Source organism: Opitutaceae bacterium, from assembly GCA_015075305.1.
In the GTDB taxonomy this organism is placed as follows: domain Bacteria; phylum Verrucomicrobiota; class Verrucomicrobiia; order Opitutales; family Opitutaceae; genus UBA6669.
The window spans coordinates 11,588-30,769 of the sequence record JABTUS010000003.1; the positions used below are offsets into that span (position 1 = coordinate 11,588).

The following is a 19,182-nucleotide window of genomic DNA, read 5'->3' on the forward strand; positions in this document are numbered from 1 at the left end:
GGTCAGTACTTTCGGCGAATCGTCGCGCCCGAGGGATCCTTCAGGATGATCTCGCGTGAACCGGGGTTGATGCCGTCGAAGGTCACGCCGAGCGCTGCATCGAGGATGGCGCCCTCACGGACGATGCGCCCGTTGATCGATGCGCGCGCGGGGTTTCCCTGGAAGACCCCGTTGATTCGAAGGGCGTCTGCAAATGCCTGAAATATCGGTGAAACGGCGGAGGGATTGTACGTGCGGAGCGCGGGATCCGCAGATGGGGACGGACTTGTGTTTGTGGCGGTGGACGTGGCGGATTGTGCGCCGGCGCCTGATGCCAGCACTTCATTGAGTTCGGACTCATCTCGAAACGCGACATTCCGGGCGGCCTGAATGAGACGACCCGCCTGCGATGCCGGTGCACCTTGCTGTGGAGCGTGAGCCGCAGTCGAGGCCTGCGGCTGTGCGGCAGCGGCATTGTCGGCGACCTTGGCGGTTCTTTCAGCCGGTGGCGAAACGACGCCTGTGGTTGGGATGGCTGCTCTGGCTGAACGGGGAATGCGCAGGGCCTGAAAGGTCTTGAAGGCAAAAAAGACACCGATACCGAGTGCGATGACTGCCAGGGTTCCGGCCGCGACGACTCCGAACTTGAAGACCTTCCGGTCCTCGGGGCGGACAGGTGTCGGTGCTTCGGTTTTTTCGGGCTTTTCCTTGAAATCGATGTGAATGGGTTTCGGTGGGACGGCCTTGAAATAGGAGGGCCTTGGCGAGGGCATTGCCATGGGTTCGCAGGCCATGCCGCCAATCAAGAGGCTGGATGCAGGTGGAGCCGGGGGAGAGGCTGCGGTGTCCGCCGCTTGCTCAGGAACTGAGATAGCTGGTGAAGCGGGAGCGACTTCCGGTGGTGAACCTGCGTCAAGGACGGATGCAGCCTGAAGCTGGATGCCGGTGAATGCCTCACTCAAGGGTTCCGCCTGGGGTGGAATCGGCGTCGACTCCGCTTCCGCGCCGGGCTCGGGGTGGACTGTGAGAGGCGGTGGTGGCGCGGTCTGGGAGAGGGCTGGCGCATCGGCCGAACTTTCCGGTGCGAGGCGGGGTTTGGAGCGAACCCGCAGGCTTTTGTCCCCGGAAGGCGATGCGGCTTCGGGGGCATCACTTGCAGCTTGGGAGGCCGCGGTCAGAACGCCGGCAGTCTCGGGACTGTCTTGCGCCGGTGCCGAGCCGGCTTCGGAACGGGCCCGTGACCTAAGCTTAAGGGGAGGACTCTTTTCCTCGCTCATCGTTGGAAAGGTGTAGTATTAGGGGCTTTGCCAAAACCCAAAAGATGCGCTCGCGGTTGTTTCAGATGAGCTTTACATTCTTTTTCGTATGACTCGCGTTCTGCTGCTTCTCTTCATCGCCATACCCCTGACTTTCTTAACCCCTGGTTGTCTTTTCTCGAAGAAATCGAAGCCGAATCCGAACATTGCTGAGGAAGTGGAGGAGACCTTCAAACAACGTTGGATCGCGCGACGCATGGGTGAACTGACCGCCGGTGGGCAAGTGACCGATGGGCGCGCGGCGCGTGAGCAGGCTGTGCGTGAATTTGCGGAGAAGTACGAATACACGACCGCAGCCAAGGGGTACGGGAAATAAGGTCGGCACCCTCGTGCCATCGTCGATCGTGGGGTGCGCCCGTGAAGCGGTGATCCTCGATTGACGCTTCACGACCGGGTCCAGACCGTCGATGACCATGACATCCGGCTCATCATCCACGGAATCGACGCGTGGACTGTTCGCTGCGTTCGCCTGCTACGTGATCTGGGGGATTGTCCCGATCTACTGGAAGCAGATGTCCCAGGTGGATCCGCTTGAGCTTGTCGCACACCGGGTGGTGTGGTCGCTCGTCGTTTTTGTGGCGCTGACCATCTGGCTGCGCGCCGGGTCGGAGGTGATCAAGGCGTTTCGAGACGGGCGCGTGCTGGCGTTGAATCTGGTGAGCGGCCTGCTGCTAGCGATCAACTGGGTTGTCTACATCTGGGGCGTGAACGCCGGACATGTCATTGAGTGCAGCCTTGGGTATTTTCTTGTACCGATCTTCAACGTCGTGCTCGGCCGGGTTGTGCTCAAGGAAACGCTTCGACCGCTTCAGGCCGTTGCGGTTGTTCTCACGGCGCTCGGAGTTGGGGTGCTGGTGCTCGACGTTCGGCATATTCCCTGGATAGCCCTGAGCCTGGCGCTCACCTTTGGATTCTATGGCCTGCTTCGGAAAAAATCCGGGGTCGGCGCGATTGCGGGGTTGGTGGTGGAGACATCCGTGATGACACCCCTGGCGGCCGCATGGCTGATCTGGCTGGCGGCTGAAGACCGGGCGTCGTTTGGGCGTGTCGACACGGGCACGATGCTTCTTGTGCTGAGCACCGGCGTGGTGACTGCGATTCCGTTGATCCTCTTCGCGTATGGAGCTGTCCGGCTACGATTGACGACGCTTGGTCTGCTTCAGTTTGCGGCTCCGACCTTTCAGTTTCTGATAGGCTGGCTCATCTATCATGAGCCATTTTCCATGGATCGCGCGAAGGCGTTCCTCCTGATCTGGACCGGACTCGCAGTCTATTCCTATGACACGTGGACCCTGCAGCGGCGCCGGCGCATGCCTGGGTCCGTGGCGGACGCGCCCGCATGAGCGGCTCGCTGGCGTCGCCCCGCAGCGCCGCTGGTCAGTTGGTTGGCGCGGACGGGGGTGCGGGAGCGGGAGGATTGATGGCGAGGAGTTCGACCTCGAAAACCAGCGTCGCCCGCCGCGGGATCTTTGGCGGATTGCCGCGCGTGCCGTAGCCCAATTCGTAGGGGACAATGAACAGGCGGCGCTGGCCCACCTTGAGAAGCTGCGTGCCCTCCTCCCATCCTTCGATGACCTGGCCCCTGCCGATACGGAAGGTAAACGGCTTCTCCGGGTCAGTCGCCTGATCGAATATGGTGCCATCAAGCAGCTTGCCAACGTAGACGACCGAAACCATGTCGCCCTTTTTTGGAGAGGGACCGTCGGAGTCCTGGAGAATCATGGTGCGAAGGCCTGTGGAAGTCCGTTTCGCGGTGGGCCAGGTTTTCTCCACGATTTCCAGATCCTCGGGCGGGAGTTTTTCGCGCTGGGCGAAAACCACGGCGGGAGCGAGGAGCAGGCAGAAGAGGAGAATGGTGCGGAGAGCTTGCATGGGTTGAGTCTCAAGAAGGTCTATCGTGGGGAGCGGGTGGAAGACAACCCTCCATCGCTTCTGTACGGGCGGGGGGCAAAGTGGCGGCCTTGATGGCGGGATGGGCGGCAATCAGGCCCATCGCCTGCCGCAGCAGTGATTTGCCCGGCTCCACCTTTGGCCAGGGGGATGCGCCTGAAGGATGCGGCAGCGGGATGCAGTCGAAGGGGCGACCGAAGCCCTCGATGGAGAAAACCCTGCCGATGGTTTTTTCGAGGGGCTGCGGAGGGAGAAACTGGGCCATCGCCATCTTTCCAACGAGCAGAACGAGCCGGGGTCGCAGCAGGGCGAATTCCACCTCGAGCCAGGAACGGCAATTGAGGATTTCCTCGGGAGAAGGCACGCGATCACCACCGCCCGGCTTCTTTCCAGGAAAACAACGACACAGCGCCGAGAAGTAAATCCGCTCGCGGGTTTCATCCTCAGTCCAACCGACGGAGTCCTGAAACCACTGGAAGAGTGTTTTGCCGGCTGTCCAGGCAAAGGGCCGCTGCAGCCGGGGCTCCTTCTCTCCCGGAGCTTGTCCCACGAGCAGAATGCCGCGGTTCGCCGGACGACCCACCACTGGCGGACCAGTCATGTTGGGACACCGGCTGCATGCCTGAACAGCCGTCATGTGGCTGAGCAGGGTGGTGCTGGTTGAAGCGGACTCGGCGGGACTCATGTCGCACAGAAAATACGTGCGCGCAAAAAAGGCGAAGCGCGGTGGCACTTCGCCTTGCGGTTGGATCGATTGAAACGATCCCGGTCGGATTCGCCGACCGTCGATTAGTAACGACGCTCGCGACGCTCGCCGAAGCCGCCACGATCGCGTCCGCCGCCGCCGCCGAAGCCGCGCTCGCGTCCGCCGCCACCGCCGCCAAAGCCGCGTCCGCCGTTTTCTTCCTTCGGGCGCGCTTCATTGACGGTGATTGGACGTCCGCCGAGGTCGACGCCGTTGCTTTTTTCAGCAGCGACTTTCGCTTCTTCGGCCGTGCCCATGGTGACAAACGCAAAGCCGCGCGGGCGGCCGGTCATCTTGTCCATGGCGACGTACACGTCGGTGACGCTTCCGTATTGGCCAAAATGCTGGCGGAGGTCGTCTTCAGTCGTCTTGAACGACATGTTACCGACGTAGAGTTTCGAGTTGCTCATCTTGATGTTTCGTAGATCACCCCGTCCGCTGCCAGTCCGTTCCCGACCTTCGGGTTTCGAAATCATCCTCCAAGCGTACGCTCGGCTTACGACTCACCAGATACTGTCACCTAACGCTGTTCTCTAACGACAGGCAGCCACACAAGTCGAGAGCGGGGGGAAAAGGCAAGCACTCTTTTGACGGCTGCTTTTGCAGTTTGTTGCATGTTGGGTTCCTGCATGCATGAATGGAGAAAATTCTCATTGGATGAGTTGCGGGGCACGGATTTGCAATTTTCATTCCCACTTGAATGACCTCAACCCTTCGCTTGTTTGTCCTGGCGCTTGGCGCCGTTACAATGACCTCACTCAGCCCGGCAGCTCCTCTCAATGTTGGCGATTCAGCTCCCAAAGTGTCCGCCGTGACCGACAGCGGCAAGACCCTGAATCTTGGCGATGTCTACGGAAACCAGCGTTTCACCTTGGTCTATTTTTATCCACGCGCTGATACGCCTGGATGCACGGCGCAGGGATGTTCGTTGCGCGATGCCTATCAGGAGCTGACGGAAAAAGGTGTGGCGGTCATCGGAGTCAGCAATGACAACGTCGAGGCGCAGCGTGCGTTTCGCGAGAAATACAATCTGCCGTTCACGCTGCTGGCCGATACTGATTTCAAGGTCATTCGTGCGTTTGGCCAGCAGGGGATCAAGTCCGCGAAACGGCAGGCCTATTTGATCAGGGACGGGAAGATCGTGTATGCGGACCACGCCGGGTCCACGTCGAAGCAGGCGGCGGATATTCTCGCTTTCATCGCCTCCGGGCGGAGTTGAACCCGCGGGGGACGGCGCGCTCCTGCGGCGCGCCACTCTGATTGATCAGAGTTCGGAGTCGTCGAACTCACGCAGGAGGTCTGCGCGGGGATTCTGTTTCACGCGGTCGAACCAATCTGCAATCAGTGGATCGGATTGAATGACGCGGAGGGGAACAGGCGCGGCGAGCAGATCAATGGCGCGCAGGGTGCCATCCGACGCGTGAGCTAGATTTCTGCAATGCAGATCCGCAACCAGCCACGCTGTGCTGCCAAGGAAAAGCAGGCGGGGATGATCGCGGTGCGTTCGCAGGAAACGCGCGGGAATCGGGATGAGGACGGGGGGTTGCAGCGAGGAGGTTTCCGTGTCGTCCGGGAGCCGGACTCCGCGGGTCTGCTTCGCAACGATGATGCCCTCGGGTGTTGCCGCAATGATTTCGGTGGGCATGCCCGTGAGAGCCACGATGAGGAGGATTTTTTCAAGCAGGGACCGGTACGTTCCGAGACTTGCCTCGGCGAACCAGGCAGCCTCGTTGTCCCCCGGGTTGAAGACAAAGCTCCCGCCGATCCTGCCGCCTTCGCGTGGAAGATAGAACTTGTAGATTGAGCCGTCGGCGGACTCAAACGCGGTTGCCTCGACTCCGCTCCCGATGCGCCGCAGCAAAGGGCTTCCTTCGCCGAACGGGTCGTCAGAGTTCGCCGGAAACCCGAAGGTGTCGAGTGGGAGCAGGGGCAGGTAGCCGCGAAAATCAAACACGGCGGAGTCCAGATCACTCCAGGATCCGCCGGCGGCTGCGAGCAGGCTCAGTTCATCGGCTTGGAAGAGGACGAGATCGTCGTCCGGATCCGTTCCGAAGCCGACGCGCGCCGCTGCCGCGCTGAGGCGAGCGAGCGCTTCCAGTCGTCGCTCGTGATGGTCTTGAAGAGCGGCGTGTTCGCCGGGATCGAGGACGCGGGATCCACGGATCCGGGAAGGGTGGCCGGTGAAGGGATCTTTCTGCATGCGTCGCTCATTGCTTGAACAGGATTCGCCCGGTCGCGACACAAGGCAAATCGAAGTTGTGCGGAAGTGTCAGGAAGTGCGAAGTCCGAGGGCGATGCAAAGCCTCACTCGTCCGGCTGGGTTCCGGTGAACTCAGCCTTTTGGGGGGAGCGCAGAACAAGCAGCTTGTCGATGCGCTGGCGGTCCATGTCGACGACCTCAAGGCGCCATCCGTCAGAATCAAAGTAGTCGCCGGCGGACGGGACGCGTCCGAATCTCTTCATGTAGTAGCCGGCGACCGTCTGGAAACCAGCGCCTGCATCGCCGGCCAGGCTGCCCGCCCCGAGCAGCGACTTCAGCTCGGAATAGGGCAGCGTGCCGTCAACAAGCCAAGAACCGTCCTCGCGCCGCCTGATCTGGGGTTGGTTCCGATGCCCGGGTTCGGGGATGTCCCCGACGATGGCGGTCAGCACATCCAGCAGGGTTACCAGGCCTTCAACGATGCCGAATTCGTCCAGGACGATGGCGACGTGTTTGCCCGAAGTCTTGAATCGCTCGAGAAGGTGGATGGCCTTGAGCGTGTTTGGAATGGTGAGCGCCGGTTCAACGACGTTGCGGAGGCTGGTGGAAAGCCCGAATGCCGAGTTGGCCCAGATGGCCTTCACCGACACGACTCCAATGACGTGATCCCGGGTGCTCTGGCAGACGGGAAACTGGGAGTGGCCGCTGGTCACAATCTTTCGCCAGTTGAATTCATCGGAGTCGTCGAGGTTGAGAAAGACAATCTTGGGGCGCGGGGTCATCAACTCGGTCACGGGCAGTTCGTCGAGCTCCAGCACCCCCGTGACCATTTCCTGCTCGGCCTCGTTGAATGAACCCGCGTGAAGCCCCTGTTCGATGAGTGCGCGAACCTCGGCGTTGCTGACGCCGGCCGAGTCCTGCGGCGGACGGAAGCGCAGCAGGGACAGGACGCCATCCGTGGCCAATTCCAGGATGCGAAGAAACGGACCCGCCAGCCAGGCCAGGGCGCGCATGAACCCCGCGAGCAGCGCCGCGACGCGCTCCGGATAGGCCAGGCCGATCCGCTTCGGAACGAGTTCGCCGAACACGAGCATGAAGGATGTGAGTCCGACGGTCACGACGAGGAAGGCGACGGCCTGCGAATGGCGGGCGAGCGCAGGCAGATCGCTCCAGACGTACAGCAGCCAGGCGTTCATTCGTCCGGCGAGGTGCACACCGCCGACCACTCCGGCGATCATGCCGCTCAGCGTCAGCCAGAACTGCACGAGGGAGAGAAAACGCCGGGGGTGCTCGAGGAGCACGAGCGCGCGCGCCGCGCGGCGGTCACCCTTGGCGGCCTTCTCCTGAAGACGCACCTTTCGCGACGACACGACGGCCGTTTCCGTCATGGAAAGGATTCCATTGGCGGCGACGAGCAGGATGATGACGATGAGTGCGAACGACAAGGCGGCGAGGGCTTGATCGGGCGATGAAGAGCCTACGGCGAAAGACACACCGGCATCAACCCGATTGCCGGTGTGAACCTGCGGCGCGCCATTGCTGCGGTCCGCGGCGCGCCGGGCAGGGCGGCTGTTCGCATGAGGGTCTAGAAGAGATTCCGCGGGTAGGCGCCGGCGCCCACCAGTGCCGCCAGCGCGGCCTGGACGCGGGGCTTGTCCTCGCGATGGGTCACGCCGAACCATTCGGCCTTCGTGGGAAGCAGCCGCACGGTCGCCAAACCCCCGGCGATCATGCCGGAAACCGCGGTGGGAAGATAGAACTCGGCCTTCAATTCCCCCCCACTTGCCTGGAGGAAACTGCGGAATGCGCGATCGAGCGCGGGGAAAAGCGACGGAGTGAAGCCCCAGCAGTTCATCGACACCCGCTCGTCGCCGCGCAGCGGCCGGCCAGGGCCGACGTCGGCGCGCGCGATGCCGGTGCGTTCGGTGATCCGGGTGAGAAAGCCGTCGGGGCCCGCCTCGCACAGCCCCCGGGACACCGTGCCGGCCTCGGAAAGCGTGGCGTCCAGGCGGTATCCAACCATTGAATACGCATTGCCGCCGGCCGCGGGCTGCGCGGCGAGGAATGCGGCGAGGGCGCTGAAGGCGTCGGCTCCATAGAAGTCGTCGGCGTTGATCACGGCGAAGTTTTCGCGCAGCGCGTGCCGGGCGCACCAGACCGCATGCCCGGTGCCCCAGGGCTTCTCGCGGCCTGCGGGGGGAGTGAACCCGTCCGGAAGATCGATGAGCGACTGGAAAACCGTGTCGATGGCCATCCGGCCCGTGTAGCGCGCCACCACTTTCTCACGAAAGGCGGATTCGAAGTCGCGCCGGATGACAAAAACGATGCGTCGAAAGCCGGCGCGCCACGCATCGAAGACTGCGTAGTCAAGAAGCGTCTCCCCGGAGGGGCCGACCGCCTCAATTTGCTTGAGTCCGCCGTAGCGGGAGCCGAGTCCGGCGGCGAGAACGAGGAGGGAGGGGGCCATTCCAGTTGAATATCACATGCCGGACCGGGGAGGCAACCCTGCACCCGCCCGGCAGTCCATTGAAGGTTCGGATTGTTTTCGGATCCTGCTGTCAGCGGTATTCCTCGCCCGTCACGGCATTGATGATCTTGAAGTTTTCAATGTGGTAGTTCGGATCCGCGCGGAAGGCGAGTTTGACACCGTAGAGTTTCTCCATGCGCACGAGAAGGTCGGCGTCCTCGCTTCTCAGGCGTTCGAGAATGCTTGGGTGCACCAGGACGCGCAGGCTGTAGTCCTTGCCGTCGTTGCGCATCTGGATGCGACGTGCCACCGATCCCAGACGGCGCTGAAGCTCCACAGACATGGTGGTGGCGCTTTTCACTATTCCGCGCCCGCGGCAGTAGGGGCAGTCCGTGTACAGGTTGCTCGACAGGGATTCCTGCTGCCGCTGGCGGGTCATCTGGAGTATGCCGAGCTGCGAAATGGGGAGGATGTGGTTCTTGGCCTTGTCCTCCGCCATGCACTCGACCATCTTTTCATAGATCCCGTTGCGGTGCCGCCGCTCCTTCATGTCAATGAAGTCGCAGATGATGAGGCCGCCGAGATTGCGCAGGCGGATCTGGCGGGAGATTTCGACGGCTGCCTCAAGGTTGACCGAGTAGATCGTGTTCTTTTCGTCCCCGGACCGGTTCTTGTGGGAGCCTGTGTTGACGTCGATTGCGATCAACGCCTCGGTCTCGTCGATGATGATTTCGCCTCCGCTTGGCAGGGTGACCTTGCGATGAAAGGTCTGTTCGATCTGGCGCTCGATGTTGAAGCGTTCGAAGATCGGAATGGTGTCCTTGTAGAGCGCGATTTTTGAGCGGGATCGCTGGGAGATAAGTCCAACCAGATCCGAGGTTCGCTCAAAGTCGGCGCGATTGTCTATCAGTACGCGATCGACTTCCTCCGTCAGGAAGTCGCGAACCGTGCGTTCAACCAGGTCCGGCTCCTGGTAGAGCCCCGCCGGCGAGCGTTCGCTTTGGATCCTCGATGTGATTTCCTCCCACTTTTTCAGCAGGATGTGGAGATCGCGGACAAAGTACCGCGATTTCTTGCCCTCGCCCGCGGTGCGCACGATGACGCCCATGCCTTCGGGAATGGTGAGTTCATTGATGAGCTGTTTGAGTCGCTTGCGTTCGTGGATGTCCTCGATCTTTCGCGAAATGCCGCAGCCATCCGAGTAGGGGGTGAGAATGAGGTAGCGGCCCGGGATGGAAAGGTTGGTGGTGGTGCGCGGTCCCTTGGATCCGATGGGGCCCTTGGTGACCTGGATGACAATTTCACTGCCTGGCGGGTACATCTGGGGGATGTCCTTGACCGTGGGCTCGGCAGGCCGGGGCGCGGCGTCCCGTCGCTTGTTGACACGGACGACCTCCACCGATGAATCGGCGGCCGCCGGCAGCATGTCCCAGTAGTGAAGAAAGGCGTTCTTCGAGTAACCGATGTCGACAAACGCGGCCTTAAGGCCCGGATCGAGGTTCTTGATGCGCCCCTTGAAGATGCCGCCGACCATTCGATCGTCCGAATGACGCTCGATTTCGAATTTTTCCAGCCGACCGTCCACCAGAAGGGCGACGCGCTTCTCCAGCGGCTCCGAATTGATGATCAATTCGCGGTAGGTGGTCTTTTGCTTCTGAAAAACACCCAGGATTTTCTGCAAAAGCGGGCGTTGTTTTGAGCGCTCCTGTGCATTGGCGCGCAGCGCCTTGGAATCTACCTCGGGTGCGTCGGTGATGGGCGGTGGGTTGGCGAGCTCCGAGTCATAGTGAGCGGGATCGTCCGCATTGCGGGAATCGTCGGATGGCGTGGAAGCGGGCATGGTGGATGTTGTCCTGTCTGAAGACGGGGCGCATCCGGGCTGGTGTTGTCGCGCAGGAAATTCCGGCAGAGCGGTCGATATCGCGGAAGGAAGGCACACTCATGTGAAATCCTTTCGGAAGCGATAGACGCTCTGGACCAGTCCTTGCAGCAGGCAGCAACTGAGCACGAAAGAGCCACCGTAGCTTATGAAGGGAAGCGGTATGCCCGTAATGGGCACGAGTCCGATGGTCATGGCGATGTTCACAAACACGTGCACCGAAAACAGCACAGTCACACCGAGCGCGAGCAATGTGCCGAACCGATCCCTGGCGAGAGCGGCGATGCGGATGCCGTTGAACATCATTATTCCAAACAGACTGAGAACCGTGAGGCTTCCCAAAAATCCCTTCTCCTCGGCGATGACCGAGAAGATAAAGTCATTGTGTGCAACCGCAGGCGGCAGGTATCCCAATTGAGCCTGCGTGCCTTGTGTCCATCCCTTGCCTGTCAGTCCTCCGCTTCCAACGGAGATCAGGGATTGGTTCAGATTCCAGGCATCCTTGGTCCCGCTGGGATCAATGACGTCCGGTCGCACAAAGGTTAAAATTCGGTTGCGCTGGTAGTCCTTGAGCGGGATCCAGGTAACCTTTTCATACGCGCCTTTCTGCTTATGAAAGTCCAAGTCATTGGCTTTCATATATTTTACGTAGCCGTAGCTATCCCAGGCGACCAAGCCCACCACCAGCAGAAATGCTCCCATCGCGGCCAGGAAGAACCGGGTCGAGAGTTTGGAGACAAAGAGCATGGAGAACACCATCGGGGGAAGCACGATCACGGACTTCAGATCGGGCTGGAGCAAGATAAGGAACATGGGCAACCCCACCGCAAGGGCCAATTTGCCCAACACTTCCAAGGATTGCCTGACTGTGCCGACCTCAGAACGGATCAGGAGGCCCGCAGTGAAGACGAGAACGGCAGCCTTGGCTGGCTCTGAAGGCTGAAAGGCGAATGGACCAAAATCCAGCCACCGCTGCGCTCCGTATCGCTCCTGGCCCACAAAAAGAACCGCAACCAGCGGCACCAGGCATGCGAGGTAGAACCAGTGGCCAATGCTTAACCATAGGCGGTAGTCGACCAGGGAAACCGCCAGGTAGATCATCGTGCCAGCCGCGAGCCAGACGAGCTGGGTTATCCAGTTGTTCTGCGGGGTTGAAAACTGCGCGCTGTAAATGAATGCGACCCCGATGGCGCAGAGTCCCGCCATGGTCATGGGTGTGATCAGGTCCCACCTTTCGCGAGTGGTGACCTTGAACAAGCCCATGAGGGCTGCGGGTGATGGAAGATTCACAAGCGTTCTGAAGAAAATGGAGATCCGGCTTTCCGCAATCTTCCGATGAGTGAAGGTGCTCATTTTTGCCGAGCATCGCCTGAAGTCTGGAGAAAGCTTGTGCTTTCAGGGACTTGCGCCACGGTGTTGCTCCTCGTGATTTTGCGCGTCGCCGACTTCGCCGCAATCCTTCCTTCCGAGAGCGGACTGCCGTATGGCCTGCTCGGAGGAGCTATTGTGCTTGGTCTTGCTGTCGGAGTGCTGCTTGGCTGGCTCGCAACGCGACAGGCCCGTCGTCTGGCGTCCTGCCAGGCCTCACAAGTGGTGGAGGTTGCAAAACGCGAGGCTCAGGTCTCCGCGCAGGAGACCAGGCAGAAAGCCGAGAGTGAAATCCAGATCCGCCGGGCTGAATGCAATCGCGAGTTGGATCGCCGGGAGATTGAAAGCGAAATCAAGTTGCGGGAAATTCGGGCCCACGAGGAATCCCTCATCCTCCTCGATCGCCAGTTGGAACAGAAGCAGGATCGCCTTGCCCGGGAGAACGCGGCGGTGAAACAGGCCCGCGATGCGATGAGGCAGCTTTCCAAGGCTTTGCGCAAGCGTCTTGAAGGAGTCGCTTCAATGGACGGGGAGGAGATTCGGAAGCAGCTTAGGGAGGAGGTTCTTCTGGAGTGTCAGGACGAGTTGCGTGCGCTTCGTCGCGAGGTGCTCGAGCGCTCTGAGCAGGACGTGGAGAACCAGGCCAAGCGCATCCTCATCTCATCGATGCAGAGGCTGGCCTCGCGTCCAAACAATGACATCACCGCCACCATTGTTCAGCTTCCGAGCGAGGACATGAAGGGTCGCATCATCGGGCGTGAGGGTCGCAACATCAAGGTTTTCGAAGCGGCCACGGGTGTCACGCTGCTCATAGACGAGTCCCCGCAGATGGTGCTTATTTCTTCTTTTGATCCGGTGCGTCGCGAAGTTGCGCGGGTGGCCCTGGAGGCGCTCGTCAAGGATGGTCGCATTCACCCTGCAAGCATTGAGGAGTTCGTGAAACGCGCGCAGGAGGATGTCGGACTGCAGTCGCAACAGGCGGGTGAGGACGCGATTCAGCGGCTTGGCATCAACGGGCTCAACCCGGAGATCGTCAAGCTGCTTGGCAAGTTGAAGTACCGTTTCAGCTACACCCAGAACGTCCTCGATCATTCGGTCGAGGTGGGCTTCCTCTGCTCGCTCATTGCGAGCGAGGTCGGCCTCGACCCAAACCTTGCCAAGCGCGCGGGCGTGCTTCACGACATCGGCAAGGCCGTCGACGCCGAATACGAGGGGAGCCACGCGCACATCGGCGCCGAATTCGTCAAGGGGCATGGAGAGACCCCCGTCGTGGTTAACGCGATCGCCGCCCACCACGAGGAGGTGCCCCCGCAATCCGTTTATGCCGGGCTCGTGATCCTTGCGGATACGGTGTCCTCGGTGCGCCCGGGAGCCCGTGCTGAGTCGATGACCAATTATCTGCAGCGGCTCGACCGCCTCGAGAAACTCGCGCTTTCGATCGACGGCGTTCAACAGGCGTTTGCCATTCAGGCGGGTCGTGAGATCCGCGTTGTCGTGTCACCGCAGCATGTAAACGACGAAAGGGCCTCCGAGCTCGCCAAGACCCTGCGCAACCGCATCGAGGAGGAGCTGCAGTACCCGAGCACGATCAAGATCACGGTGATTCGCGAGTCGCGTTTCATTGAGACCGCCACCTGAGCGGCGGCCAACGGGCGCCGCAAGGATCCCCACCCGGACGGTGCTTTCTTTCTTTTCGCCGGTGAGCCTCTGCGGTTTGATCTGAAAATGGCTGACCCAAAGATTCTTCAATCGTTTCCGAATCCCGCCCCGAGGCGCGATTTCCTGATCAAGCACACCCATCAGGAGTTCACGTCGGTGTGTCCCATGACGGGTCATCCTGACTTTGCCGAAATCACCGTCAAGTACGTCGCAAACAGGCAATGCGTGGAGCTCAAGTCCCTGAAGTTGTATTTCCACTCCTATCGCAATGAGGGTATTTTTTTCGAGGCGGTGACCAACAGGATCTGTGATGATCTCGGCGCGCTGCTCAGGCCGAGAAAGCTCGCCATCATTTCCCGGTGGAAGGCGCGGGGAGGCTTTGTCTCGGTGATCAAGGCCAAATGGAACCCGCGCGCACGCGTCTCCAAAAGCCGCCCGAGGAGGAAGCGCTGAGTGCGGGGCAGGCTCCTGGTTCCCGGCGACGGGAAGGGTCATGGTTGAACTTCGGAAACCTGCTGCGGATTGAGTGCCGCGATCAATTTCGGATGAAGGGTCGGATTTGTCGCAACGATTGAGGTTGCGGGGTAGGGGCTGTTTCCCTGCCAGTCGCTGATGACGCCGCCCGCGCCGCGAAGGATTGGGACGACGGCGGCGATGTCCCAGGAATTCATGATGGGATCGACGACAATGTCCGCCCAGCCGCTCGCAACAAGCAGGTATCCATAACAATCGCCCCAGGTGCGGAAGATGCGCGCTTTCCGTGCAACCGAATCAAACGCCGGACCGTTCTGGTATTTTGCCGGATTCAATGGATCGCTGGTGAGCAGGGTGGCATCCTCAAATGCCGCGCAGGGGCGGACTTTCACCGGCCTGCCGTTCAGCGTCGAGGTTGTGTTGTCGCCGATGAGAAGCTGGCGCAGTACCGGCTGATGGATGATGCCGAGCACAGGCCGGCCCTCATGCAGCAGGGCGATGAGCGTGCCGAAAAGCGGGCAGGCGGTCATGAAGGATTTGGTGCCATCGATCGGATCCAGCACCCATACCCACTCCGCATCGGGGCGGTCGTCACCGAACTCCTCGCCGATGATGCCGTGACCGGGAAATCTGTGCGCGATGCGCGCCCGCATGAGCTCCTCTGCGCCGCGATCAGCCGCAGTCACCGGCGAACTGTCACGCTTCGTTTCCACCACGAGCGCGGGATTGGCGAAATACGGGCGAATGAAATCGCCGCTGGCTTCCGCGAGTTCGATGGCGAATTGCTTGAGTGTATCCGGCAGCATGGGCCCAAGAATTCATCGCTTTCGCGTGGAATCGAACTCGTTTTTGGGTAATCTCCGGCCATGTCCACCCGCGTTCCGCATGTCATGGACTGATCAACCCATCTTTTTCATCGATTTCGAGGGCAGTCGCGCCACGGGAATCCTTGAGTACGGCGTTGCCACGGTGGTCGGCGGGCAGGTCACGGGTGTCCGGACACGACTATGCGGAGCCAGAGGGCTGATATCGCCTGAGGAATCGGCGACGCACGGATTGACTGAGGAGGTGCTGGAAGGCTGCCCCGCTTTCTCTGATGACTGGGATTATTTCGCCGACCTGCGGGAACGGGGGCCCTTTGCCGCGCACTACGCCGGTGTGGAAAATGCACTGTTGAAGGGCATCTGGCCTTACCCGCGCGCGTCGACAAATTTTGCGCGTCCGGGTGAGCGGATCATCGACTGGGGACCCTGGGTGGACACAGCGGCCCTCTATCTTCAGCTCTATCCGAAGATCGGCAGCGGGAAACTAGAAAGCCTGATTGCAGCCATTGGACGCCAGCATGAGCTCGACGGCCTGGCCGATGCCCATTGTCCACCGAACCGACGACGCTACCACACCGCGCTCTATGATGCGCTCGCGGGCGCCCTGCTCCTGTGTGCCTTGGCGCGGGATCCGCAGCTTGCCGCGCTTTCGACAACGCAGATTCTCGCACTGAGCGCCCTGGACGGCGAGAAGCGCGACTCGCTGCGGCAGGGAGAACTCTTTTGAAGCGGCGGCGCTGGTCTCGGTCAGCGAATGAAACGGGAGATCAACGTGTCGAGCATCAGCTCGGCCATTGAGCCGACTCGGAGGTCGGCGTGACTGAAGTCATGATGCGTGCTTGAGGGGTTGGGAATGGCGACGCACCAGAGTCCCGCCCTTTTTGCCGCCAGTGAGCCTGCGTGAGAGTCCTCGAAGGCGATCGCCTCATCGGGTCTGAGGCCCAGCCTTTCAACGGCGAGCCTGTAGAGATCCGGCTCCGGTTTTGGAAACGCGACATCCTCGCGGCAGCCGATGAAATGAAACCGGTCGAGCAGACCGATTCGTCGCAGGTGAGCATCGCAGTGCAGATGGGGCGAGTTGGAGGCCAGCGCCACGGACAGGCCCCTTTCGCGCGCCAGATCCATCATCGAGACAACCCCCGGGAGGATGGGTTCCGCAAGGATGCGAATCTGCTTGCAGGAACGCATCTCGCGCTCGAGCTCGCTTCGGTCGCTCCCACCGGAAAATCCGCTCCAGGGATCAAATGCGAAGTCGGCGTGACCCACGCCGTGGATGAAAAGTTCTCGGTCAAATGCAACGCCATGCGCGGCATGCACGTCCGCGTAGGCATCAATCAGCGGCGTCTCCGTATCAAGGATCAGGCCGTCAAAGTCGAACACGAGGGCGCGAATCATGGGCATTTGGCACGGTGAAAGTCCCGGAGCGAATCCTCTGGTCCTGTGGTTGGCAAAGCGAATTCAGGAGGCATGTTGGACTCCGGGTGATTTCTCGCGACAGAGGCGCAAAGGCCTGCCACGGTTTTTCCGCTTGTTCATGTCCAAATCCACTTCGTTTCGCGTTGCGTTTGCCTGTGACTGCCGGGCGCTGGTGCTGTCCGCCACCCTGCTTGTTCTCCTGACTGCGCTGGCATTCCCGGCCAGAGCGCAAACGGGCTGGCCCGTCGTGGTCAGCGATGCCTTCAGACGCAGTGTAACCATCGAGTCCGAACCAAAGCGCATCATCTCCCTCTCTCCCTCGAACACGGAGATCCTTTTTGCGATTGGAGCCGGCGATCGGGTCGTTGGCGTCACCACGTTCTGCAATTTTCCGCCGGAGGCCGCGACGCGTGCCAGGGTCGGAGGCTTTGCGGGAAGCACGGTCAACCTGGAAATGGTCATCGCGCTTCGCCCCGACCTTGTTGTGGCCGGGGACGAGCATCATCGGGCGGTCATTGATGCGCTTTCCAGGAAGGCAATCCCAGCGATCAGCATCAAGGCGGGCAATATTTCGGAAGTGTACGACTCCATTCGGCTCATTGGCCGGGCCACAGGAGGTCTTCGCGAAGCGGAGGAACTCGTCAAATCGATGCAGGCGCGCGTGAACGCTGTCGCGAGTCGCGCGGCCGCGATCCGCCCGGTCGACCGCGTTCGTGTCTACTGGGAAGTGTTTGACGCACCCCTCATAACCAGCGGTCGAAACAGTTTCATCGGGCAGCTGATCGAAATGGCGGGAGGGGTGAACGTGTTTGCGGACATCGATGCGGAATTTCCGCAGGTGAACACGGAATCGGTGATTGCCCGGGATCCGCAGGTGATCCTTGGACCTGAAGTGCCGGGCGTTGATGAACTGACCCTCGAAAAGGTCCGTGCGCGCAAGGGCTGGGGAGGGATCGATGCGGTGAGAAACGGAAGGGTGTATGCGTTGTCGGGGGATCTGACCTCCCGCCCGGGGCCCCGGCTGGTCGACGGGCTCGAACTGGTGGCCCGAACGCTTTATCCGCGGTTGTTTCCGGCAGCGGCGACGCAATGATGGATGGAGAAACGGGAATGCGAGGTTCTTCATCGTCGGGGGATCTGGCGAAGTCCAGGCGTCGCATGCCGTCCACGGCATGGGTGCTGCTGCTTGTGGTCGCGCTGCTGGCGAGCATCGGCTCCAGCGTGGCGCTCGGGAGCGTTTCGATCTCCCCGGGATCGCTGTACCGCGCACTGACGTTCAGCGACACCGCGGATCCGGTTCATGTGGCCGTGCTCTGGGATCTGCGGCTGCCCCGAACCCTGCTAGCGGCGCTGGTCGGCATGGCGCTGGCGGGCGCCGGCGTGGCGTTTCAGGCGCTTTTTCGCAATGCGCTCGCCGATCCATTCGTCGTCGGAGCATCGAGTGGCGCCGCGTTGGGTGCGACCCTTGCGCTGACCCTGGGATTCAGCGCGGGGTGGGCTGGATTGGGGCCGCTGCCGCTGGCGGCGTTCTGCGGCGCGATCGGCACCGTCCTTTGTGCGCTTGCGCTGGCGGAAACCGGTTCCACATCGTCGATGGCTTCACTGCTCCTCGCAGGCACGGCGCTCAGCTCCATGCTTTCGGCCATCATGTCCTTCCTCCTGCTTTGGGCGAATCAACCCTGGTTTCAGGCGTTCAACTGGCTGCTGGGCAGTTTTTCCGGACGCGACTGGTCCTATGTGAGAATGGCCTGTCCGTATCTGCTTGTCTGCTACACCACACTTCAGCTCATGGCGCGTCCGCTGGATGCGCTCACCGCGGGCGATGACGTGGCCAGGAGTCTTGGCCTCTCGGTGCGATCCGCGCGCCTGATCGTCATTGGTGCGGCGACAATGGCGGCGGCGGTGGCTGTTGCCTTCAGCGGTGTGATCGGTTTCGTCGGCCTGATTGCGCCGCACATTGCGCGACTGCTTTTTGGAGCATCGCATCGGATTCTCCTTCCGACGAGCGCGCTGCTGGGCGCCATCCTTCTCGTCTGGTCGGACCTCGCCGCCCGGACCCTGCTCGCTCCCGTTGAAGTGCCTGTTGGAATCGTGACGGCGTTCCTTGGCGGTCCGTTCTTTCTCTACCTGTTGAAGACGCGAGGAGGAAGGCTGGCATGAGTGTGCGCCTCGAAGCGGTGAACCTGTCCTGCGGATACGACGGCCGGCCGGTTTTCGCCGGCGTGGATTTTTCAGTGCGATCGGGGGAGGTTTGCGCGCTGATCGGGCCCAATGGTTCCGGCAAGACGACGCTGCTGCATGCCTTGGACCGACTGGTTCCGCCACTTCAGGGCGAGGTGCGGCTCGATGGAGTGTCAATCTGGGAGCGACGCCCACGGGAAGTCGCCGCCCGAGTGGCGCTCGCTCCGCAGCGGGCCGCGACTTCCGTGTGGCCATTGACGGTGAGGGAAACGATACAACTGGCGCGCGCCCCCCACCGGGGATGGCTGGCATCCTACACTTCGGAGGATGTCGCGGCCACCCATCGCGCCATGAATCGATTCGGGCTGACCGGTCTTGGCGATCGTTCCATGTCCACCCTTTCGGGCGGCGAAGTCCGGCGGGTGCTGCTTGCACGCGCGCTGGCGCAGACCCCGTCGGTGCTGCTGCTCGACGAGCCCCTGACGTATCTGGATCTGCACTACCAGGCGGAGATTCTGTCCCTGGTGAGGACGCTGGCTCGCGACGAGGGACTGGCGGTGGTTCTCACGCTTCACGACCTTGCACTTGCCGCCCTTTGCGCGGACCGGGTTGTGCTTCTCGCGGATGGACGTGTTCGCGGCCGGGGAGCACCCGGGGAAATTCTCACGCGGGAGGTGCTGTGTCCGGTTTATGGGGAAAATCTGGAGGTCATTCCCCATCCAAAAACCGGGCTTCCCATCGTGCTGCCACGGGGTGACATCGGCTGACTCCCGAGCCGCATGCG

The 19,182-nt window shown here is 61.4% G+C and carries 20 protein-coding genes; 9 read left to right on the forward strand and 11 right to left on the reverse strand.

Annotated features, from left to right (window positions below):
* Positions 1-2: 2 nt before the first annotated feature.
* Positions 3-1,256 carry a hypothetical protein gene (locus tag HS122_06775; protein ID MBE7538098.1) on the reverse strand — a complete coding sequence of 418 codons (1,254 nt, stop codon included), beginning with the start codon at positions 1,254-1,256 and terminating at the stop codon, positions 3-5.
* An 88-nt stretch (positions 1,257-1,344) separates the two neighbouring features.
* On the opposite strand from HS122_06775, the gene HS122_06780 reads away from it, so the two are divergent.
* Entirely contained in the window at positions 1,345-1,611 is a 267-nt protein-coding gene (locus HS122_06780; protein ID MBE7538099.1) for a hypothetical protein, read from the forward strand.
* A 97-nt stretch (positions 1,612-1,708) separates the two neighbouring features.
* Entirely contained in the window at positions 1,709-2,638 is a 930-nt protein-coding gene (rarD, locus tag HS122_06785; GenBank protein ID MBE7538100.1) for an EamA family transporter RarD, read from the forward strand.
* Between the two features lie 34 nt (positions 2,639-2,672).
* On the opposite strand, the gene HS122_06790 is transcribed toward rarD, so the two are convergent.
* From HS122_06790 to HS122_06800, 3 genes are all read right to left on the reverse strand, one after another.
* Positions 2,673-3,167, reverse strand: coding sequence for an FKBP-type peptidyl-prolyl cis-trans isomerase (locus tag HS122_06790; protein ID MBE7538101.1), 495 nt, complete (start codon positions 3,165-3,167; stop codon positions 2,673-2,675).
* A 10-nt stretch (positions 3,168-3,177) separates the two neighbouring features.
* Positions 3,178-3,870: a uracil-DNA glycosylase gene (locus tag HS122_06795; protein MBE7538102.1), complete on the reverse strand. Its 693-nt coding sequence runs from the start codon at positions 3,868-3,870 to the stop codon at positions 3,178-3,180.
* Between the two features lie 104 nt (positions 3,871-3,974).
* Complete coding sequence (locus HS122_06800; protein MBE7538103.1) at positions 3,975-4,340, reverse strand: RNA-binding protein; 366 nt, start codon at positions 4,338-4,340, stop codon at positions 3,975-3,977.
* A 290-nt stretch (positions 4,341-4,630) separates the two neighbouring features.
* On the opposite strand from HS122_06800, the gene HS122_06805 reads away from it, so the two are divergent.
* A complete protein-coding gene (locus HS122_06805) occupies positions 4,631-5,149 on the forward strand; it encodes a peroxiredoxin (protein ID MBE7538104.1) in 519 nt (172 codons plus the stop codon).
* A gap of 45 nt (positions 5,150-5,194) precedes the next feature.
* On the opposite strand, the gene HS122_06810 is transcribed toward HS122_06805, so the two are convergent.
* The 5 genes from HS122_06810 to rodA form a co-directional block, all read right to left on the reverse strand.
* Complete coding sequence (locus HS122_06810; protein MBE7538105.1) at positions 5,195-6,130, reverse strand: hypothetical protein; 936 nt, start codon at positions 6,128-6,130, stop codon at positions 5,195-5,197.
* A 104-nt stretch (positions 6,131-6,234) separates the two neighbouring features.
* Complete coding sequence (locus HS122_06815) at positions 6,235-7,575, reverse strand: HlyC/CorC family transporter (protein MBE7538106.1); 1,341 nt, start codon at positions 7,573-7,575, stop codon at positions 6,235-6,237.
* A gap of 140 nt (positions 7,576-7,715) precedes the next feature.
* A complete protein-coding gene (locus HS122_06820) occupies positions 7,716-8,597 on the reverse strand; it encodes an NTP transferase domain-containing protein (protein ID MBE7538107.1) in 882 nt (293 codons plus the stop codon).
* Positions 8,598-8,688: 91 nt separating this feature from the next.
* On the reverse strand, positions 8,689-10,437 hold the full coding sequence (locus HS122_06825; protein MBE7538108.1) for an Rne/Rng family ribonuclease: 1,749 nt from the start codon (positions 10,435-10,437) through the stop codon (positions 8,689-8,691).
* A 99-nt stretch (positions 10,438-10,536) separates the two neighbouring features.
* Positions 10,537-11,739 (reverse strand): rod shape-determining protein RodA, encoded by a 1,203-nt coding sequence (gene rodA, locus HS122_06830; GenBank protein MBE7538109.1) that lies wholly within the window; start codon positions 11,737-11,739, stop codon positions 10,537-10,539.
* A gap of 72 nt (positions 11,740-11,811) precedes the next feature.
* On the opposite strand from rodA, the gene rny reads away from it, so the two are divergent.
* Together rny and queF are read left to right on the forward strand one after the other, a co-directional pair.
* On the forward strand, positions 11,812-13,482 hold the full coding sequence (gene rny, locus HS122_06835; GenBank protein ID MBE7538110.1) for a ribonuclease Y: 1,671 nt from the start codon (positions 11,812-11,814) through the stop codon (positions 13,480-13,482).
* A gap of 87 nt (positions 13,483-13,569) precedes the next feature.
* Complete coding sequence (gene queF, locus HS122_06840; protein MBE7538111.1) at positions 13,570-13,956, forward strand: NADPH-dependent 7-cyano-7-deazaguanine reductase QueF; 387 nt, start codon at positions 13,570-13,572, stop codon at positions 13,954-13,956.
* 38 nt (positions 13,957-13,994) lie between these two features.
* Here the strand turns inward: queF and hisN are convergent, their stop codons facing one another.
* A complete protein-coding gene (gene hisN / locus HS122_06845) occupies positions 13,995-14,783 on the reverse strand; it encodes a histidinol-phosphatase (protein MBE7538112.1) in 789 nt (262 codons plus the stop codon).
* A 79-nt stretch (positions 14,784-14,862) separates the two neighbouring features.
* Between hisN and HS122_06850 the strand changes: the two genes are divergently transcribed.
* The gene (locus HS122_06850; protein ID MBE7538113.1) at positions 14,863-15,528 is read left to right on the forward strand and encodes a 3'-5' exonuclease; all 666 of its coding nucleotides are present in this window, start codon (positions 14,863-14,865) and stop codon (positions 15,526-15,528) included.
* A 20-nt stretch (positions 15,529-15,548) separates the two neighbouring features.
* On the opposite strand, the gene HS122_06855 is transcribed toward HS122_06850, so the two are convergent.
* Positions 15,549-16,196 carry an HAD-IA family hydrolase gene (locus tag HS122_06855; protein ID MBE7538114.1) on the reverse strand — a complete coding sequence of 216 codons (648 nt, stop codon included), beginning with the start codon at positions 16,194-16,196 and terminating at the stop codon, positions 15,549-15,551.
* 139 nt (positions 16,197-16,335) lie between these two features.
* On the opposite strand from HS122_06855, the gene HS122_06860 reads away from it, so the two are divergent.
* From HS122_06860 to HS122_06870, 3 genes are all read left to right on the forward strand, one after another.
* The gene (locus HS122_06860; protein MBE7538115.1) at positions 16,336-17,310 is read left to right on the forward strand and encodes an ABC transporter substrate-binding protein; all 975 of its coding nucleotides are present in this window, start codon (positions 16,336-16,338) and stop codon (positions 17,308-17,310) included.
* Between the two features lie 83 nt (positions 17,311-17,393).
* A complete protein-coding gene (locus HS122_06865) occupies positions 17,394-18,377 on the forward strand; it encodes an iron ABC transporter permease (protein MBE7538116.1) in 984 nt (327 codons plus the stop codon).
* Complete coding sequence (locus tag HS122_06870) at positions 18,374-19,165, forward strand: ABC transporter ATP-binding protein (GenBank protein MBE7538117.1); 792 nt, start codon at positions 18,374-18,376, stop codon at positions 19,163-19,165. Before HS122_06865 ends, HS122_06870 begins: the two co-directional genes overlap by 4 nt.
* Positions 19,166-19,182 lie beyond the last annotated feature (17 nt).

Coding starts and splice junctions, on each gene's coding strand:
- HS122_06780 (MBE7538099.1), top strand. CDS start 1,345: ATGACTCGCGTTCTGCTGCTTCTCTTCATCGCCATACCCCTGACTTTC.
- hisN (MBE7538112.1), bottom strand. CDS start 14,783: ATGCTGCCGGATACACTCAAGCAATTCGCCATCGAACTCGCGGAAGCC.
- HS122_06870 (MBE7538117.1), top strand. CDS start 18,374: ATGAGTGTGCGCCTCGAAGCGGTGAACCTGTCCTGCGGATACGACGGC.
- HS122_06855 (MBE7538114.1), bottom strand. CDS start 16,196: ATGATTCGCGCCCTCGTGTTCGACTTTGACGGCCTGATCCTTGATACG.
- HS122_06800 (MBE7538103.1), bottom strand. CDS start 4,340: ATGAGCAACTCGAAACTCTACGTCGGTAACATGTCGTTCAAGACGACT.
- HS122_06805 (MBE7538104.1), top strand. CDS start 4,631: ATGACCTCAACCCTTCGCTTGTTTGTCCTGGCGCTTGGCGCCGTTACA.
- HS122_06860 (MBE7538115.1), top strand. CDS start 16,336: ATGTCCAAATCCACTTCGTTTCGCGTTGCGTTTGCCTGTGACTGCCGG.
- HS122_06810 (MBE7538105.1), bottom strand. CDS start 6,130: ATGCAGAAAGATCCCTTCACCGGCCACCCTTCCCGGATCCGTGGATCC.
- HS122_06820 (MBE7538107.1), bottom strand. CDS start 8,597: ATGGCCCCCTCCCTCCTCGTTCTCGCCGCCGGACTCGGCTCCCGCTAC.
- HS122_06825 (MBE7538108.1), bottom strand. CDS start 10,437: ATGCCCGCTTCCACGCCATCCGACGATTCCCGCAATGCGGACGATCCC.
- HS122_06795 (MBE7538102.1), bottom strand. CDS start 3,870: ATGAGTCCCGCCGAGTCCGCTTCAACCAGCACCACCCTGCTCAGCCAC.
- HS122_06850 (MBE7538113.1), top strand. CDS start 14,863: ATGTCATGGACTGATCAACCCATCTTTTTCATCGATTTCGAGGGCAGT.
- rny (MBE7538110.1), top strand. CDS start 11,812: ATGAGTGAAGGTGCTCATTTTTGCCGAGCATCGCCTGAAGTCTGGAGA.
- HS122_06790 (MBE7538101.1), bottom strand. CDS start 3,167: ATGCAAGCTCTCCGCACCATTCTCCTCTTCTGCCTGCTCCTCGCTCCC.
- queF (MBE7538111.1), top strand. CDS start 13,570: ATGGCTGACCCAAAGATTCTTCAATCGTTTCCGAATCCCGCCCCGAGG.
- HS122_06775 (MBE7538098.1), bottom strand. CDS start 1,256: ATGAGCGAGGAAAAGAGTCCTCCCCTTAAGCTTAGGTCACGGGCCCGT.
- rodA (MBE7538109.1), bottom strand. CDS start 11,739: ATGGGCTTGTTCAAGGTCACCACTCGCGAAAGGTGGGACCTGATCACA.
- rarD (MBE7538100.1), top strand. CDS start 1,709: ATGACATCCGGCTCATCATCCACGGAATCGACGCGTGGACTGTTCGCT.